Here is a 16885-nt window from a genome sequence, read left to right as displayed (position 1 = left end):
CGATTCTATGCCAGCGGTGCTGAGCGGAAATTCGCGCGCCCCGCTCGCGCTAGGCTTCTCAGCGATGTCCGACCCCACAACAGGCGCGCCAGGCAGCACGCCATTCGTCGAGATTGAGCGGGCGGCCTGGGCAGAACTCGCGCCAGCGACGAAGCTGCCGCTCTCCCAAGAGGAGATCGTCGGGCTCCGTGGCCTCGGCGACGCACTCGGTGTCGACGAGGTGTCCGACGTCTACCTGCCGCTCAGCAGGCTCATCAACCTCTACGTCGTGGGCGCCCGCGAGCTCCACGCGGCGACGAGCGGCTTTCTCGGGGAACGCTCCCCCACGACACCCTTCGTGATCGGCGTCGCCGGTTCGGTCGCGGTGGGTAAGTCGACCATCGCCCGCCTCCTGCGCGTGCTCCTGGCCCGCTGGGAGTCGACACCACGCGTTGCGCTCCTCACGACCGACGGGTTCCTGCATCCCAACGCCGAACTCGAGCGGCGAGGTCTCATGCAGCGCAAGGGCTTTCCCGAGTCCTACGACCGCCGCAGCCTCCTGCGCTTCGTCACCCAGGTCAAGAGCGGCGTCGCCGAAGTGCGCGCGCCCGTCTACTCGCACCTCACCTACGACATCATCCCCGGGGCCGAGGTCGTCGTGCGGCGGCCCGACATCCTCATCGTCGAGGGGCTCAACGTGCTGCAGCCCCCGCAGCCAGGCCACACCCTCGCGCTCAGCGACCTCTTCGACTTCAGCATCTATGTGGACGCCCGCACGAACGACATCGCCCGCTGGTACGAGGAGCGCTTCCTCAAACTGCAGCGCGGGGCATTCGCCGACCCCGAGTCATACTTTCACCGCTATGCGTCACTCGACGAGCAGCAGGCGCGGGAGACAGCCTCAGGCATCTGGAACAGCATCAACCTTCCCAACCTGAGTGAGAACATCCTTCCCACACGGTCGCGCGCGACACTTGTGCTGCGCAAGGACGCGGATCACGCGGTGCGCAAGATCCTGCTGCGCAAGATCTGAGAGATCCCGCAGCTAGTTCGCGAGCTGCTCGCGAACGACGGCGGCGAGTTCCTCAGCTGCCTGCTGCGCGGTCTCGTGATCGGCCGCTTCGACCATGACGCGCACCATCGGCTCCGTGCCGGAAGGGCGCAGAAGTACGCGACCCGTGGAACCGAGGCGCTCCTCCCAGCCCGAGACAGCGGATGCGATGATCTCGTTGCCCTCGAGGGCCGTACGGTCGACGCCCTTCACGTTGATCATGACCTGCGGGTACACGGTCATGACCGAGGCGAGCTCTGCCAGGGACTTTCCGGTGCGAGTGACTTCGGCCGCCAGCTGGAGGCCCGTCAGGATGCCGTCGCCCGTCGTCGCATGATCGCTCATGATGACGTGGCCAGACTGCTCGCCGCCCAGGTTGTAACCGTGCTCCTCCATCGCCTCCAGCACGTAGCGGTCGCCGACCGAGGTGAGCACCGTCGAGATGCCGTTCTCCTCCATCGCGAGGCGCAGCCCGAGGTTGCTCATGACCGTGGCAACGAGTGTGTCGTGCTTGAGCAGGCCCCGCTCCTTGAGAGAAAGGGCGAGGATGGCCATGATCTGGTCGCCATCCACGATGGCGCCCGTGTGATCGACCGCGAGGCAGCGGTCGGCGTCACCGTCGTGGGCGATGCCGAGGTCTGCCTCATGCGCGACGACCGCCTCCGCGAGGCGATCGATGTGGGTCGAGCCGACACCATCATTGATGTTGAAGCCGTCGGGATCGGCGCCGATCACAGTGACGCGGGCACCGGCATCCGTGAACACCTGCGGCGAGACACCGGATGCGGCGCCGTGCGCGCAGTCGAGCACGATGTGCAGCCCGTCGAGCCGCGCAGGAAGCGTCGACAGGAGGTGCAGCACGTAGCGGTCCTCGGCGTCGGCGAAGCGACGGATGCGCCCAACCTCCACGCCAGTCGGCGCGAGCTTGCGGCCCTTCTCATAGGCATCCGCGATGCGGTCCTCGACGATGTCGGGAAGCTTGACACCGCCCACCGCGAAGAGCTTGATGCCGTTGTCGTCAGCCGGATTGTGCGACGCCGAGATCATGACGCCGAAATCGGCGCGGATGTCCTCGATGAGGAATGCGGCAGCGGGCGTCGGAATGACCCCCGCGTCAAGCACGTCGACCCCCGAACTCGCGAACCCAGCGGCCACAGCGGCCGAGATGAATTCGCCCGAGATTCGGGGGTCACGTGCAATCACCGCGACGGGACGGCGGCCGGAGGCCCTGCGGCCGTCAGCGACTCGGCCCTTGCCGAGCACGACGGCCGCAGACTGTGCGATGCCGAGCGCGAGTTCGACGGTCAGGTCGCGATTAGCGAGACCCCGAACACCGTCGGTACCGAACAGCCGAGCCATTCCTTTGTCCGTCGCCGGAAAGGATTAGCGCTTGGAGAACTGCGACGCCTTGCGGGCCTTCTTGAGACCAGCCTTCTTGCGCTCGATGACGCGAGCGTCACGGGTGAGGAAGCCAGCCTTCTTGAGGGTCGCGCGGTTGTTCTCGCGGTCGACCTCGTTGAGCGCGCGAGCGATCGCAAGGCGGAGTGCACCGGCCTGGCCCGAGGGGCCACCACCCGTGATCTTGGCCGTCACGTCGTAGCTGCCGAGGAGGTCGAGCACCTTGAACGGGTCGTTGATGAGCTGCTGGTGCAGCTTGTTGGGGAAGTAGTCGGCGAGCTGACGCTCGTTGACCGTGAAGCTGCCGCTGCCGGGGACGATGCGCACGCGGGCGATGGCCTGCTTGCGACGGCCGACGGCTGCGCCGGAAACGTTGAGGACGGCACGGGGAGCCTTGGGCGCCTCCGATGCGGGGGTCTCAGTCGTGAAGCTCTCGGGAGCCTGCTCGATGGAGTCTGCGATCTTCGCCATAGTCTTCGAAATCCTTATTTCTTACGGCCGGCGCTACTGCGCGACCTGGCCGAGGGTGTAGGTCTTGGGCTGCTGGGCAGCGTGGGGGTGCTCCGGGCCCGAGTAGACCTTGAGCTTCGCGAGCTGGGCGCGACCGATCGAGTTCTTGGGGAGCATGCCGCGGATGGCCTTCTCGACCGCACGCTCAGGGCGCGTCTCGAGGAGCTCCGAGTAGCTCGTGGCCTTGAGGCCGCCCGGGTAACCCGAGTGACGGTAGGCCTTCTTCTGCGCGAGCTTGGAACCCGTCAGCGCGACCTTGTCTGCGTTGATGATGATGACGAAGTCACCCATGTCCATGTGGGGCGCGAAGGTCGGCTTGTGCTTGCCACGCAGAAGCGTCGCAGCGTGGCTGGCCAGACGGCCCAGCACGACGTCGGTCGCGTCGATGACGAGCCATTCGCGCTTGACGTCAGCGGGCGTGGGAGAAAATGTGCGAGTCACAATAGTGCTGCTTTCTGATCGAGTGAGGTGTTCGTGAATCCCACTCCGGTGGCGGTTGTCACATCGATGACGTGAGAACAGGCCGGTGGAGGGCTCAAGATCGGGCGCGGCGCACAAGACGCACACACCAAGGGGAAACTCTATCCCACGGGCATCCGTCGGTCAATTTCACGTTCCCAACTCAGGAGTCACTTCACCGGCCGACCGGCACAGCCCGAGACTCCTGAGTTGGGAAAGCGGGGTCAGTCGAGGGGGTCGCGGCGGGCGCGCGTCTGCTCGGCACGCGCACCCAGTTCTGCGTCGCTCGGGTAACCGACCTCGACCAGCGTGAGCCCCTTCGCGGGCATGACCTTGAACTCGCTGCCGCGCACGCGCTCCTCCAGGATCTCGCCGACGCGGGTCGCCGTGAGCACTCCGCGCCCCGCCGAGACACACGCGCCGACCAGCGAGCGCACCATGCTGTGGCAGAAGGCATCGGCCCGCACCTCCCCCACCAGCACGCCGTCGGCATCGCGCCGCCAGGAGAACTCCTGCAGGGTGCGAACGGTCGTCGCGCCCTCCTGCGGCGGCCGGCAGTAGGCGGCGAAGTCGTGCAGGCCCAGGAGCTCGGCCGCCGCCTCATTCATGCGCGCCTCGTCGAGGGGCGCCGGGTACCAGACCGTGTTGTGGCGCAGGAGCGGGTTCCTCGCCACCGAGGAGTCGCCGACCCGATATACGTAACGGCGCCACACGGGCGAGAACCGCGCGTCGAAGCCGGTGGGTGCGACGGCGCTGCGGTGCACGACGAAGTCACTATCGAGGCCAGCGATGCCGTTGATGCGACGCGCCAGGGACTCTGGGCCGTCGGCATCCGCGGTCCTGTTCGCTGCCGCGCCCTTCGAGCCGGGCCGCCTCCCGAGCGGGAGGGCGGCCAGCTGGTCAGGGGTGAGGTCGATGTGGGCGACCTGGCCCGTCGCGTGCACGCCCGCATCCGTTCGTCCCGCAACCACCAGTCGAGGCGCCGGAGGATGCCGCTTGAGAAGCACCCCGAGCGCCGCCTCGATCTCGCCCTGCACCGTGCGCTGGCCCCGCTGCCTTGCCCAGCCGCTGAAGCCCGAACCGTCGTAGGCAATGTCGAGACGGATGCGTGTGGTCGCGTCGCCTGCCACCGTCGTCTGCGAATCCACAGGCCGAGTCTACGAGTCCCGGCTACCATCGATAGGCCATGACCGCGACACCCAGTACGACCGAGCCTGCCCTCCGCGGCACCCCGGCAGCCGGGCGCTTCACAGGCCTCGACGGGCTACGTGCCGTCGCGGTGCTGGCCGTCATCGTCTACCACTTCATGCCCGCGGCACTCCCCGGCGGCTTCCTCGGCGTCGACATCTTCTTCGTCATCAGCGGTTTCCTCATCACCTCGCTGCTCCTGCGCGAACGCGAACGCGACGGGCGCATCCACCTCGGGCGCTTCTGGCTCCGCCGCGCGCGACGGCTGCTCCCCGCGATCGGGCTGCTCGTCATCACCTGCGGCGGCATCGCCTGGCTCATCGGCGGCGACGTGCTCATCGGGCTCGGGCTGCAGGTGCTCGGGGCGGCCACCTTCAGCAGCAACTGGATCGCCGTCGCGGCGGGCCAGAGCTACTTCGACGACTCCACGCCAGAGCTCTTCAGGAACCTCTGGTCTCTCGCCGTCGAGGAACAGTTCTACGTCGTCTGGCCAGCGTTGCTGCTGCTCCTGCTCCTCGTGCCCGCGCGACGCCTCCGGATCGCCATCCTGCTCGTCCTCGCCGTCGCATCAGCCATCGGCATGGCGCTCACGGCCGACCCGGCGGGCGACGCCACCCGCGCCTACTTCGGCACCGACACGCACAGTTTTGGGCTCGCGCTGGGAGCGGCGCTCGCCTTCATCGCGCAATCCGGACCCAGCGGTCGAGGTGCCAAGGCCATCCAGGCGGCCGGCGTGACCGCGCTCGGCCTGGTCATCGCGGCGGCCTTCGTGCTGCGCGACGACTCCGCGCTCACCTACCGCGGCGGTCTCGCGATCGTCGCGGCACTCACCGCGCTCGTCATCCTCGCGGGAATTCAGCCGGAGTCACGCCTCGGCCGCGCGCTCGATATCCGCCCCCTCGCATGGATCGGCGAACGCTCCTACGGCCTCTACCTCTGGCACTGGCCCGTGCACGTGCTGGCGGCCGCCGTCGTCACCGATCTCTCCCCCGGGCCGGGCGCACCATGGATCACGGCGGGAATCGCCCTCCTCGTGACAGTCATCGCCGCGCAGCTCTCCTACGCATACCTCGAGCAACCGGTGCGACGGCTCGGCTTCCGCGGTGCGACCCAAGCGGGATGGCGTGCGCTGAGCGGATGGCGCGGGGCCAGCGTCGACCCTGCGCGCACGGTGACCCGGCGCTGGGGCCGTGCCGTGGCATCCGGCCTCGCAATCGTCTGCAGCATCGCCCTGACCGCGGGAACCATCGCGGGCATCGCGGCCGACCCCGGAACGGGAAGCGTGCAGCAGCAGATCCAGGCGGGACAGGATGCGATCCGCGATGCCGCGACTCCGGCACCCGCTGCTCCCGGAGACGGCGGAGAGACCGAGGCTGAGGCACAGTCCGCGCCAGCCGAGATCCCGGGTGGCGACCAGATCACGGCGATCGGCGACTCCGTCATGCTCGCCTCCGCTGCCTCAATGCAGCAGGTGCTCCCCGGCATCGATATCGACGCCGCCGTCTCCCGGCAGTTCTCCAGCGCACCAGCACTCATCCGTGCGCACCTCGACGCGGGCACCCTTCGCCCCGTCGTGCTGCTGGGCCTCGGCACCAACGGCCCGGTCGACACCGAGACGCTCGCCGAAGTTCGCGAGCTGCTCGGCACCGCACACCAGCTCGTGCTCGTCAACGTGCACGCGCCACGCTGGTGGACCGACGGGGTGAACTCGACCCTCACGTCGTTCGCGCAGCAGTACCGCGACGTGGAGCTCGCGAACTGGCGGGACTCCATCGCACCCCAGCTGCGGCTCCTTGCTCGCGACCAGATCCACCCCGGTGATGCGGGCGGGCTCGTCTACGCGGCCGCCGTGCAAGACGCCCTACAGCGCCTCGCCGAACTACCGCCCGTCGTCGGACCGCGCGACTACGGGCTCGCGCCGCAGCCCACCTAGACCGACGGTCGCCGTGGCGATGCCGCGCACGTTCAGCCATGCCGCCGCGGTCCAGGAACGACGAAGGCCCCGCTCGATGAGCGGGGCCTTCGCGATGTTCCTTGCGGAACTAGTCCTTCTGCTGGTTGGCCGAACCCTCGGGGGCAGCGCCCTCGGGAGTGCCGGCGGTCGCCTCGTCAGCAGCCTCGTTGGTCGCCTCGACCGACGCCTCGTCGGCGGGAGCAGCGGTCTCCTCGACGGGGGTCTCCGTCGCGGGGGTCTCCTCCGTGACATCCGTCGTCTCGTCGGCGACGGGCTCCTCGGCGGCGGGCTTCTCGGCCTTGGCGGGCTTGTCAGCCTTGGCCTTCGGCTTGGCGTTGACGGGCTCGAGCACGAGCTCGATCTGCACCATCGACGCGTTGTCGCCCTTGCGGAAGCCGAGCTTCGTGATGCGGGTGTAGCCGCCCTCACGCTCAGCAACGAGCGGTGCGATCTCGGTGAAGAGCTCGTGCACGACGCTCTTGTCGCGGATGACCGACAGCACGCGACGACGCGAGTGCAGGTCGCCACGCTTCGCGAAGGTGACCATGCGCTCGGCGACGGGGCGCAGGCGCTTGGCCTTCAGCTCGGTCGTCTTGATGCTCTTGTGGGTGAAGAGGGCAGCCGCCAGGTTGGCGAGCATGAGCCGCTCGTGCGCGGGACCGCCTCCGAGGCGGGCACCCTTGGTGGGCTTAGGCATTTTCTAGATCTCCAGTAATCAAAAAGGGGGTGTCAGGCAGGCAGACGGCCGGGGCCGAAGGCGCTAGTTGCCCTCGGACTCGTCGTAGCCGCTGTAGAAGTGAGCGCCGTCGAACCCGGGAACCGCGTCCTTCAGCGACAGGCCCATCTCCACGAGCTTGTCCTTGACCTCATCCACCGACTTCTGTCCGAAGTTGCGGATGTTCATGAGCTGGGTCTCCGAGAGGGCGACCAGTTCACTCACGTTGTTGATGCCCTCGCGCTTGAGGCAGTTGTAGCTGCGCACAGACAGGTCGAGGTCTTCGATCGGCATGCTGAGCTCGGTCGAGAGCACGGCGTCAACCGGCGCGGGGCCGATCTCGATACCCTCAGCGGCCGAGTTGAGCTCACGGGCGAGCCCGAAGAGCTCGGTCAGCGTGCGGCCGGCCGACGCGATCGCGTCGCGGGGGCTGATGGCGGGCTTCGTCTCCACGTCGACCACGAGGCGGTCGAAGTCGGTGCGCTCACCGGCACGCGTCGCCTCGACGCGGTAGGTGACCTTGAGCACGGGCGAGTAGATCGAGTCGATCGGAATCTGGCCGGCCTCGCTGAACTCGTTGCGGTTCTGCGTCGCCGAGACGTAGCCGCGGCCACGCTCGACCGTCAGCTCGAGCTCGAACTTCGCCTTGTCGTTGAGCGTGGCGATGAGCAGCTCAGGGTTGTGGATCTCCACGCCCGCGGGCGCCGAGATGTCCGCAGCCGTGACCTGGCCAGCACCCTGCTTGCGCAGGTAGGCCGTGATCGGCTCGTCGTGCTCGCTCGAGACGACGAGCTGCTTGATGTTGAGGATGATCTCGGTGACATCCTCCTTCACACCCGCGACGGTGCTGAACTCGTGCAGCACGCCGTCGATGCGGATGCTCGTGACGGCAGCACCGGGGATCGACGAGAGGAGGGTGCGACGGAGGGAGTTTCCGAGGGTGTAGCCGAAGCCGGGCTCGAGCGGCTCGATCACGAAGCGTGAACGGAACTCGGAAATGTTCTCTTCGGAAAGAGTGGGGCGCTGTGCAATGAGCACGTGTATTCCTTTCGGCAAAGTGTCCGCTATTTGACACTGAGGCGTTAATAGGCGCTGCGGCGTTTCAACGGGTGGCTGGCCCGCCGGTGAAGCTTGTTGAGTTGTGGAAAGGCAGTGGGGCTGGGCAAGCATTCAGGCCGGCCCAGCCCACAGACACGTTGTTAGACGCGACGACGCTTGGGCGGGCGGCATCCGTTGTGCGCCTGGGGCGTCACGTCGTTGATGCTGCCGACCTCGAGGCCCGCGGCCTGAAGCGAACGGATCGCCGTCTCACGACCCGAACCCGGACCCTTCACGAACACGTCGACCTTCTTGACGCCGTGCTCCTGCGCCTGGCGAGCGGCCGACTCGGCCGACATCTGCGCAGCGTAGGGCGTGGACTTGCGCGAGCCCTTGAATCCGACGACGCCGGACGAGGACCAGCTGAGCACCGCACCCGTGGGGTCGGTGATCGTGACGATCGTGTTGTTGAAGGTCGACTTGATGTGGGCCTGACCCACGGCGACGTTCTTCTTCTCCTTGCGGCGCGGCTTGCGCGCTGCCGACTTCGGTGTAGCCAATGTCTTCTCCTAGAACCTTGTGTTGGGCGAAGCCGGAAGGCTTAGCGCGCCTTCTTCTTGCCGGCGACGGTGCGCTTCGGGCCCTTGCGGGTGCGAGCGTTCGTCTTCGTGCGCTGACCGTGGACGGGCAGGCCACGGCGGTGACGGATGCCCTGGTAGCTGCCGATCTCGACCTTGCGGCGGATGTCGGCGGCGACCTCGCGGCGGAGGTCACCCTCTACCTTGTAGTTGCCCTCGATGTAGTCACGGAGCGCGACGAGCTGGTCGTCGGTGAGGTCCTTGACGCGGATGTTGACATCGATACCGGTGGCCTCAAGCGCCTGGAGCGACTTGGTGCGGCCAACGCCGTAGATGTAGGTGAGTGCGACTTCAACACGCTTGTCGCGCGGAATGTCTACGCCTGCTAGACGAGCCATGGTGGCTTCTCCTAATGAGTGGTGGAGGTCTGGAGCAGAACCTGTGCACCGGCCTCCAACCGGTGGTCTCCCCCGCACGCGGGTTCTGGTGCTGCTCTTCGTGAATATTCAGTTGTGGGTACCGCTGGTCTCGACAGGCTCAACCGGCGGGCGTTGCACCTAGCCCTGGCGCTGCTTGTGACGCGGGTTCGACTTGCAGATGACCATCACGTTGCCGTGGCGACGGATGACCTTGCAGTGGTCACAGATGGGCTTGACGCTGGGGTTGACCTTCATGGTGATTCCTTGATCTCGCTGTCTTCGTACCCGCGGGATGCCGCGGGCCGTTACTTTCCAGCCGGATGCTGCACGAGCATCCGTTGTGCGTCACTACTTGTAGCGGTAGACGATCCGGCCGCGGGTGAGGTCGTAGGGGCTCAGCTCGACGATCACGCGGTCCTCGGGGAGGATGCGGATGTAGTGCTGGCGCATCTTGCCCGAGATGTGGGCAAGCACCTTGTGACCGTTCGTCAGCTCAACGCGAAACATCGCGTTGGGCAGAGCCTCGATCACAGAGCCCTCGATTTCGATGACACCGTCTTTTTTGGCCATAGCCTCTTCGTCGCTAAAAGTATTGATTGCTGGTCATGCGGATTGTGGCGTAAGCCCCGCGCCAAACGCGGAAGTCGGGCACGCAGAAACGGCCCACAGACACCAAAGGTCAATCCTAGGTGATTGCCGGGCGTTTCGCCAAGTCGGCGCTATACTCCCGCTCCGAGCAACCCAGGCGACGGATGCCGCAGCTCATGGAATCGGCACGGGGGTCACGCCGAGCGGCGCCAGCGCGGCGGCGCCACCGTCATGCGCCGTCGTCACCCAGATGCCGTTCGCGTGCACCGCAACTGAGTGCTCCCAGTGGGCGGCTGCCGTGCCGTCCTCCGTCGCGATCGTCCAGTCGTCTTCGCGCACGAATGTGTCGATACCGCCGAGCGTGACCATGGGTTCGATCGCGACGCACAGGCCCGCCTTGACTGCCGGCCCCTTGTCGCGAACGCGGTAGTTGAACACCGTGGGCGCCTCGTGCATGGAACGGCCGATGCCGTGCCCCACGTAGTCCTCGAGGATGCCGAACTCGCCCTGCGAGTCGATGTAGTCCTCGATTGCCGAACCGACCTCGTTGAGGTGCTTCGCCTTGGCAAGCGCGGCGATGCCATGCCAGAGCGAGGCCTCCGTGACATCCGAAAGCCGCTGGCGCTCGGCGACGAGCTCTGGACGGCTGGGGTCAGGGATCACGACTGTGATGGCCGAGTCGCCGTTCCAGCCGTTGACCTGCGCGCCGCAGTCGATCGAGACGATGTCGCCCGGCTCGAGCACGCGGTCGCCGGGGATGCCGTGCACGACATCCTCGTTGACCGAGGAGCAGATCGTGTGGCGGTAGCCCGGTACAAGGGCGAAGTTCGGCTCTCCCCCGCCGGCACGGATGACGGACTCGGCGATCGCGTCAAGCTCGATCGTCGTTGCTCCGGGCACGATGCGCTCGCGAACGGCATCGAGCGCCTTCGCCGTCAGAACCCCGGGTGCAACCATGCCCCGAAGGTCGGCCGCGCTCTTGTAGATGCCTTTGCGCACGTTACTGCACGGCGAGGGGACGGATGCCGCGGGCGGCGAGTCCGTCGAAGATGCGCTCCGTCACGACATCGACCTCGCCGAGGCCATCGACCTCGACAAGGAGGTTGCGGGAGCTGTACACGTCGATCAGCGGCCGCGTCTCGCGAGCGTAGACCTCCTGGCGGTGACGGATCGACTCCTCCGAGTCATCCGCCCGCCCCTGCTCGACGGCACGCTTGCGCAGACGGGCGACAACCTCGTCCTGTTCGGCGACGAGCTGGATGACGGCGTCGAGAGACTGGCCCTTGCCCTCAAGGAGTTCGTCGAGGTAGGCAACCTGGTCGAGCGTGCGGGGGTAACCGTCGAGCAGAAAGCCGTCACGGGCGTCTTCCTCCTCGATGCGGCTCGCGACGAGCGCGTTGGTCAGCGAGTCGGGCACGTAGTCTCCCGCGTCAACGATCGCCTTGACCTCGACACCGAGCGGCGTCTGGCGAGCAATGTTGTCGCGGAAGATGTCGCCGGTCGAGATGGCCGGGATGCCGAAGCGAGCCGTGAGGCGCGCTGCCTGGGTTCCCTTGCCGGCACCGGGAGGGCCGACGATCAGGAGGCGGGCGTTGGAGTGCGCTGGGGTAAGCGTCATCGAAGCAGTCCTTCGTAGTGTCGCTGCTGCAGCTGGGAGTCGATCTGCTTGACCGTCTCGAGGCCGACCCCGACGATGATCAGGATGCTCGCGCCACCGAACGGGAAGTTCTGGTTGGCGCCCACAGTTGCGAGAGCGATGAGCGGGATGAGGGCGACGAGGCCGAGGTACAGCGAGCCCGGGAGGGTCACTCGGGTGAGCACGTAGTCGAGGTACTCGGCGGTGGGGCGGCCGGCCCGGATCCCGGGGATGAAGCCGCCGTACTTCTTCATGTTGTCGGCAACCTCTTCGGGGTTGAAGGTGATCGCGACATAGAAGTAGGTGAAACCAATGATGAGGAAGAAGTAGATCGCCATGTACAGCGGGTTGTCGCCCGAGGTCAGGTTGTCCTGCACCCAGGTGACCCACGGTGCGGGCAGCTCACCGTTGGCCGGCTGGTTGAACTGCGCGACCAGCGCCGGCAGGTAGAGCAGCGACGAGGCGAAGATGACCGGGATGACACCGGCCATGTTGACCTTGATGGGAATGTAGGTGTTGTTGCCGCCATAGGTGCGACGACCCACCATGCGCTTGGCGTACTGGACGGGAATGCGACGCTGCGACTGCTCCACGAAGACCACGGCGCCCATGATCAGGATGCCCACGGCGATCACCATGAGGAAGGTCTCGAAGTTGCGGGCCACCGCGATGCTCCAGAGCGCGGCGGGGAAGGTCGCGGCGATCGAGACGAAGATCAGGAGCGACATGCCATTGCCGATGCCGCGCTCGGTGATGAGCTCGCCCATCCACATGATGAGGCCGGTGCCGGCGGTCATCGTGATGACCATGAGGAGGATGGCGTACCACGCCTCGTTGGTGATGAGGGACTGGCACTCGGGGGCACCCGAGGCACCAAAGAGCGTGCCACTCCGGGCGACCGTGATGAGGGTGGTCGACTGCAGCACGCCGAGCGCGATCGTGAGGTAGCGCGTGTACTGCGTCAGGGTCGACTGGCCCGACTGGCCCTCCTTGTGGAGGGTCTCGAAGTGCGGGATGACGACCCGCAGCAGCTGCACGATGATCGACGCGGTGATGTAGGGCATGATGCCCAGCGCGAAGACCGAGAGTTGAAGGAGAGCGCCACCGCTAAAGAGGTTGACGAGCTCATAGAGACCGGCGGGGCCGGTGTTGGCTGCGAGGCAGCTCTGCACGTTCGCGTAGTCCACGAACGGCGAGGGGATGAAGGATCCCAGCCGGAAGAGTGCAACGATGCCGAGCGTGAAGCCGATCTTGCGCCGCAGGTCAGGCGTGCGAAAAATGCGCGCGATAGCTCTGAACACGAAGCCTCCAGTTGTGCTTATGGGTGAGCCGTTCGGGTGGCCCCTTGAGCAGGGGCCACCCGAGTCGACTACTTGACGGAGCCGCCCGCTGCGACGATCTTCGACTCTGCCGAGCTGGAGACCTTGTCCACTGCAACGTTCAGCTTAACCGTAATGTCACCCTGCCCGAGAACCTTGACCTTCTCGTTCTTGCGCACGGCACCCTTCGCGACGAGGTCGCTGACGGTGACATCACCACCCTGGGGGTAGAGCTGCGCGAGCTTCTCGAGGTTCACGACCTGGTACTCGACGCGGAACGGGTTCTTGAACCCGCGCAGCTTCGGAGCACGCATGATGCTGTTGAGGTTGCCGCCCTCGAGGCCGACGCGCACCTGGTAACGGGCCTTGGTGCCCTTGGTGCCACGACCGGCCGTCTTGCCCTTGGAGCCCTCACCACGGCCGACGCGAGTCTTGGCGGTCTTGGATCCGGGGGCAGGACGGAGGTGGTGCATCTTCAGCACCTGCGGGCGCGCTTCCTCAGCGGGAGCGGCAGCCTTCTTCGCAGGAGCCTTCTTGGCCGGCGCCTTCTCAGCGGCAGCGTCAGACGCGGCAGCCTTCTTGGCCGGAGCCTTCTTGGCCGGAGCCTTGTCAGCAGCGGCCTTGGCGGGCGCCTTGTCGGCAGCCGCCTTCGCGGGAGCCTTCTCGGCGGCAGCCTTCTTGGCCGGAGCCTTCTTGGCGGGCGCCTTCTCAGCGGCCTTCGCTGCGTCCTTCTTGGGGGCAGCCTTCTCGGCGGCCGGAGCCTTGGTCGAGTCCGCCTTCGCGGTCGACTTCTTCTCTTCAGCCATTAGTCAATCTCCTCGACCTTCACCAGGTGAGCGACCTTGCGGACGTATCCGCGGTTCTGCGCATTGTCCTCACGGACGACAGTGTCGTTGATCCGCTTGAGGCCAAGGCTGCGAAGCGTGTCGCGCTGGTCCTGCTTCTCGCTAATTTTGGACTTGATCTGGGTTACCTTGAGGCGAGCCATCAGGCACCTGCCTTTGCTGACGTAGCCGCGGCCTTCGCCGAGGCTGCCTGGATGCGGAGGATCTGCTCGGGCACGACATCCTCGATCGAGAGTCCACGGCGAGCTGCGACGGCGCTGGGCTCCTCGAGCTCCTTCAGTGCCGTGACGGTCGCGTGCACGATGTTGATCGTGTTCGACGAGCCGAGCGACTTGCTGAGGACGTCGTGGATGCCAGCGCACTCGAGCACGGCGCGGACGGGGCCACCGGCGATAACACCGGTACCTGCCGCGGCGGGACGGAGGAGCACGACACCGGCGGCCGACTCACCCTGCACGGGGTGCGGGATGGAGTTGCCGACGCGGGGAACGCGGAAGAAGTTCTTCTTCGCCTCCTCGACGCCCTTCGAGATCGCGGTCGGGACCTCGCGGGCCTTGCCGTAGCCGACGCCGACGAGTCCGTTGCCGTCACCCACGACCACGAGAGCCGTGAAGCTGAAGCGGCGGCCGCCCTTGACGACCTTCGACACGCGGTTGATCGTGACGACGCGCTCCAGGAACTGGCTCTTGTCGGAGTCACGCGCACCGCGCTGCTGGTTGGGGTTGCGCTCGCGACCGCCACGGCGGGCCTCGCGAGGCTCGTTGCGGTTGGACTCCGTGCCTGCGGCAGTCTCCACCGGCGCCTCGGCTACTTCAGCCACAGCCTGCTCCTTGTTCGTTGTGTTCTCAGTGCTCACAGGTTCAGCCCAGCCTCTCGAGCGCCGTCAGCGATCGCTGCGACACGTCCGGCGTAGCGGTTGCCGCCACGGTCGAAGACGACGTCAGCGACGCCGGCCTGCTTCGCACGCTCTGCGACGAGCTCGCCGACCTTGCGGGCCTTGGCGGTCTTGTCGCCGTCGAAGCTGCGGAGGTCTGCCTCCATGGTCGACGCGGAAGCGACCGTGTGGCCCTTGCTGTCGTCGACGACCTGGACGAAGACGTGACGCGCAGAGCGCGTGACGACGAGACGGGGACGAACCTCCGTGCCGACGATCTTCTTGCGAAGACGTGCGTGTCGACGGCTCTTTGCGGCCGACTTGCTCTTGCCTCGTGTTCCGAGAGCCATGATTACTTACCAGCCTTTCCGGCCTTGCGGCGGACGACCTCGCCCGCATAGCGCACACCCTTGCCCTTGTAGGGCTCGGGCTTGCGAATCTTGCGAATGTTGGCGGCGACCTCACCGACCTGCTGCTTGTCGATGCCGGCAACCGTGACCTTGTTGTTGCCCTCGACCGAGAAGGTGATGCCAGCAGGCGGGTCGACCGTGACGGGGTGCGAGAAGCCGAGGGCGAACTCGAGCGAGGAGCCCTTCTGCGCCACGCGGTAACCCGTACCCACGATCTCAAGTCCCTTGGTGTAACCCTGCGTCACGCCGATGATGTTGTTGGCGATGAGCGTGCGGGTCAGGCCGTGGAGCGAACGCGACTCGCGCTCGTCGTCGGGACGGGTCACAACGACCTGGTTGTCCTCGACCTTGACCTCGATGGGGCTCGCAACGGAGAGCGAGAGCTCACCCTTGGGACCCTTGACGATGACGGCCGAGTTCTCGACCTTGATGTCGACACCCGAGGGGATGTCGATCGGCAGACGTCCGATTCGTGACATGACGGATCACCACACGTAGGCGAGGACTTCCCCACCCACGCCCTTACTTGTTGCCTGGCGGTCCGTGAGGAGGCCAGAGGAGGTCGACAGGATGGCCACACCGAGTCCACCGAGAACGCGGGGGATCTCAGTCGACTTCGCGTACACCCGGAGACCGGGCTTCGAGACGCGCTTGATGCCCGCGATGGAGCGCTCGCGGTTGGGGCCGTACTTCAGCTCCAGGGTGAGGGTCTGCCCGACGCGGGCGTCCTCGACCTTCCACCCGCTGATGTAGCCCTCCTTCTGGAGGATCTCTGCGATGTGGGTCTTGAGCTTGCTGCTCGGCATCGACACGGTGTCGTGGTGCGCCGAGTTGGCGTTACGCAGTCTGGTCAGCATGTCTGCGACCGGATCTGTCATTGTCATGTGTTCTTATTCCTTGTCTCGGCCGGTTTCGACATCCGTTACACGAATGCCGACCCTGCCGATCGTGCCGGAGGACGGATGCCCTCCAGCGGTGTGGGGTGTTACTAGGCCTTTGCCTCGTCGGACTTGAACGGGAACCCGAGGGCCTTGAGGAGGGCGCGGCCCTCGTCGTCGTTCTTCGCCGTCGTGACGATGGTGATGTCGAAGCCGCGAACGCGGTCGATCTTGTCCTGGTCGATCTCGTGGAACATCGACTGCTCGTTGAGACCGAAGGTGTAGTTGCCGTTGCCGTCGAACTGCTTGGGGCTCAAGCCGCGGAAGTCACGGATACGCGGGAGCGCAAGCGTGATGAGACGGTCGAGGAACTCCCAGGCACGGTCGCCGCGAAGCGTGACGTGGGCGCCGATGGGCTGGCCCTCGCGAAGCTTGAACTGCGCGATCGACTTGCGGGCGGCCGTGATCTGCGGCTTCTGGCCGGTGATCGCGATGAGGTCCTTGACCGCACCGTCGATGATCTTGCCGTCACGCGCAGCCTCACCGACGCCGGTGTTGACAACGATCTTCACGAGGCCGGGAACCTGGTGCGGGTTGGTGAACCCGAACTGCTCGGTCAGCTGCTTCGTGATCTCGCTGCGGTACTTGAGCTTGAGGCGGGGCTGGATTTTGCCAGCCACTGCGGTGTCAGTCATTACAGGTCCTTACCTGACTTCTTGGCGTAGCGCACGCGGACGGTCTTGCCGTCTGCGTTCGTCTCCACACGGTGGCCGACGCGGGTCGGCTTCTTGGTTTCGGGGTCGACCAGGGCGACGTTCGAGATGTGAAGCGGAGCCTCGTGCGTCTCGATGCCGCCGGTCTTGGTGCCGCGCTGGGTCTGGCCGACGCGAACGTGCTTCGTGACGAGGTTCACGCCCTCGACCACGACGCGGTTCTTCTCAACGATGACCTCGAGCACACGGCCCTGCTTGCCACGGTCTCCGCCGCGCGCCTGGGTACGGCCCGTGATCACCTGGACGAGGTCGCCCTTCTTGATCTTCGCCATG

General features: G+C 66.3%; 23 protein-coding genes. 2 read left to right on the top strand and 21 right to left on the bottom strand.

Annotated features, from left to right (window positions below; all coding sequences use genetic code 11):
• The first annotated feature begins 64 nt into the window (after window positions 1-64).
• Window positions 65-1012: a type I pantothenate kinase gene (coaA, locus tag ACIQK7_RS07760; protein ID WP_403022951.1), complete on the top strand. Its 948-nt coding sequence runs from the start codon at window positions 65-67 to the stop codon at window positions 1010-1012.
• A 12-nt stretch (window positions 1013-1024) separates the two neighbouring features.
• Here coaA and glmM read toward each other — a convergent pair whose 3' ends face one another.
• The 4 genes from glmM to ACIQK7_RS07740 form a co-directional block, all read right to left on the bottom strand.
• Window positions 1025-2389 carry a phosphoglucosamine mutase gene (glmM, locus tag ACIQK7_RS07755; protein WP_403022948.1) on the bottom strand — a complete coding sequence of 455 codons (1365 nt, stop codon included), beginning with the start codon at window positions 2387-2389 and terminating at the stop codon, window positions 1025-1027.
• 24 nt (window positions 2390-2413) lie between these two features.
• Complete coding sequence (gene rpsI / locus ACIQK7_RS07750; protein ID WP_325210772.1) at window positions 2414-2899, bottom strand: 30S ribosomal protein S9; 486 nt, start codon at window positions 2897-2899, stop codon at window positions 2414-2416.
• Window positions 2900-2932: 33 nt separating this feature from the next.
• Window positions 2933-3379 carry a 50S ribosomal protein L13 gene (rplM, locus tag ACIQK7_RS07745; RefSeq protein ID WP_325210773.1) on the bottom strand — a complete coding sequence of 149 codons (447 nt, stop codon included), beginning with the start codon at window positions 3377-3379 and terminating at the stop codon, window positions 2933-2935.
• A gap of 242 nt (window positions 3380-3621) precedes the next feature.
• Window positions 3622-4545 carry a tRNA pseudouridine synthase A gene (locus ACIQK7_RS07740; RefSeq protein ID WP_403022944.1) on the bottom strand — a complete coding sequence of 308 codons (924 nt, stop codon included), beginning with the start codon at window positions 4543-4545 and terminating at the stop codon, window positions 3622-3624.
• Between the two features lie 38 nt (window positions 4546-4583).
• Here ACIQK7_RS07740 and ACIQK7_RS07735 point away from each other — a divergent pair, with 38 nt between their 5' ends.
• Window positions 4584-6518, top strand: coding sequence for an acyltransferase family protein (locus ACIQK7_RS07735; RefSeq protein WP_403022941.1), 1935 nt, complete (start codon window positions 4584-4586; stop codon window positions 6516-6518).
• Window positions 6519-6627: 109 nt separating this feature from the next.
• On the opposite strand, the gene rplQ is transcribed toward ACIQK7_RS07735, so the two are convergent.
• The 17 genes from rplQ to rplX form a co-directional block, all read right to left on the bottom strand.
• Window positions 6628-7236, bottom strand: a complete 609-nt coding sequence (rplQ, locus tag ACIQK7_RS07730) for a 50S ribosomal protein L17 (RefSeq protein ID WP_403022938.1) — start codon at window positions 7234-7236, stop codon at window positions 6628-6630.
• A gap of 63 nt (window positions 7237-7299) precedes the next feature.
• Entirely contained in the window at window positions 7300-8292 is a 993-nt protein-coding gene (locus ACIQK7_RS07725) for a DNA-directed RNA polymerase subunit alpha (protein WP_403022935.1), read from the bottom strand.
• 161 nt (window positions 8293-8453) lie between these two features.
• Window positions 8454-8852, bottom strand: coding sequence for a 30S ribosomal protein S11 (gene rpsK / locus ACIQK7_RS07720; protein WP_108517781.1), 399 nt, complete (start codon window positions 8850-8852; stop codon window positions 8454-8456).
• Between the two features lie 41 nt (window positions 8853-8893).
• Entirely contained in the window at window positions 8894-9268 is a 375-nt protein-coding gene (gene rpsM, locus ACIQK7_RS07715; protein ID WP_108517783.1) for a 30S ribosomal protein S13, read from the bottom strand.
• Window positions 9269-9427: 159 nt separating this feature from the next.
• Entirely contained in the window at window positions 9428-9544 is a 117-nt protein-coding gene (gene rpmJ / locus ACIQK7_RS07710) for a 50S ribosomal protein L36 (protein ID WP_022893853.1), read from the bottom strand.
• Window positions 9545-9637: 93 nt separating this feature from the next.
• Window positions 9638-9859, bottom strand: coding sequence for a translation initiation factor IF-1 (gene infA / locus ACIQK7_RS07705; protein WP_011186713.1), 222 nt, complete (start codon window positions 9857-9859; stop codon window positions 9638-9640).
• Between the two features lie 192 nt (window positions 9860-10051).
• Complete coding sequence (gene map / locus ACIQK7_RS07700) at window positions 10052-10876, bottom strand: type I methionyl aminopeptidase (protein ID WP_403022928.1); 825 nt, start codon at window positions 10874-10876, stop codon at window positions 10052-10054.
• 1 nt (window position 10877) lies between these two features.
• Window positions 10878-11495 (bottom strand): adenylate kinase, encoded by a 618-nt coding sequence (locus ACIQK7_RS07695; RefSeq protein WP_403022925.1) that lies wholly within the window; start codon window positions 11493-11495, stop codon window positions 10878-10880.
• Window positions 11492-12814, bottom strand: a complete 1323-nt coding sequence (secY, locus tag ACIQK7_RS07690; RefSeq protein ID WP_403022923.1) for a preprotein translocase subunit SecY — start codon at window positions 12812-12814, stop codon at window positions 11492-11494. Before secY ends, ACIQK7_RS07695 begins: the two co-directional genes overlap by 4 nt.
• 68 nt (window positions 12815-12882) lie before the next feature.
• The gene (rplO, locus tag ACIQK7_RS07685; RefSeq protein WP_403022920.1) at window positions 12883-13638 is read right to left on the bottom strand and encodes a 50S ribosomal protein L15; all 756 of its coding nucleotides are present in this window, start codon (window positions 13636-13638) and stop codon (window positions 12883-12885) included.
• A complete protein-coding gene (gene rpmD / locus ACIQK7_RS07680) occupies window positions 13638-13820 on the bottom strand; it encodes a 50S ribosomal protein L30 (protein ID WP_187266457.1) in 183 nt (60 codons plus the stop codon). The genes rplO and rpmD overlap by 1 nt, the downstream gene beginning before the upstream one ends.
• On the bottom strand, window positions 13820-14533 hold the full coding sequence (gene rpsE, locus ACIQK7_RS07675) for a 30S ribosomal protein S5 (protein ID WP_403022916.1): 714 nt from the start codon (window positions 14531-14533) through the stop codon (window positions 13820-13822). Before rpsE ends, rpmD begins: the two co-directional genes overlap by 1 nt.
• Window positions 14530-14901, bottom strand: a complete 372-nt coding sequence (gene rplR, locus ACIQK7_RS07670; protein WP_403022913.1) for a 50S ribosomal protein L18 — start codon at window positions 14899-14901, stop codon at window positions 14530-14532. The genes rpsE and rplR overlap by 4 nt, the downstream gene beginning before the upstream one ends.
• A 2-nt stretch (window positions 14902-14903) precedes the next feature.
• Entirely contained in the window at window positions 14904-15440 is a 537-nt protein-coding gene (gene rplF / locus ACIQK7_RS07665) for a 50S ribosomal protein L6 (RefSeq protein ID WP_325210183.1), read from the bottom strand.
• 6 nt (window positions 15441-15446) lie between these two features.
• Window positions 15447-15845 carry a 30S ribosomal protein S8 gene (rpsH, locus tag ACIQK7_RS07660; RefSeq protein WP_147720275.1) on the bottom strand — a complete coding sequence of 133 codons (399 nt, stop codon included), beginning with the start codon at window positions 15843-15845 and terminating at the stop codon, window positions 15447-15449.
• 104 nt (window positions 15846-15949) lie between these two features.
• Complete coding sequence (rplE, locus tag ACIQK7_RS07655; protein WP_325210184.1) at window positions 15950-16534, bottom strand: 50S ribosomal protein L5; 585 nt, start codon at window positions 16532-16534, stop codon at window positions 15950-15952.
• A complete protein-coding gene (gene rplX / locus ACIQK7_RS07650) occupies window positions 16534-16884 on the bottom strand; it encodes a 50S ribosomal protein L24 (protein ID WP_325210185.1) in 351 nt (116 codons plus the stop codon). The genes rplE and rplX overlap by 1 nt, the downstream gene beginning before the upstream one ends.
• Window position 16885: the final 1 nt, after the last annotated feature.

The organism is Salinibacterium sp. GXW1014, from assembly GCF_044769865.1.
In the GTDB taxonomy this organism is placed as follows: domain Bacteria; phylum Actinomycetota; class Actinomycetes; order Actinomycetales; family Microbacteriaceae; genus Homoserinimonas.
The sequence above is the reverse complement of the archived record's forward strand: the minus strand, read 5'-3'. Positions and strand labels throughout refer to the sequence as shown.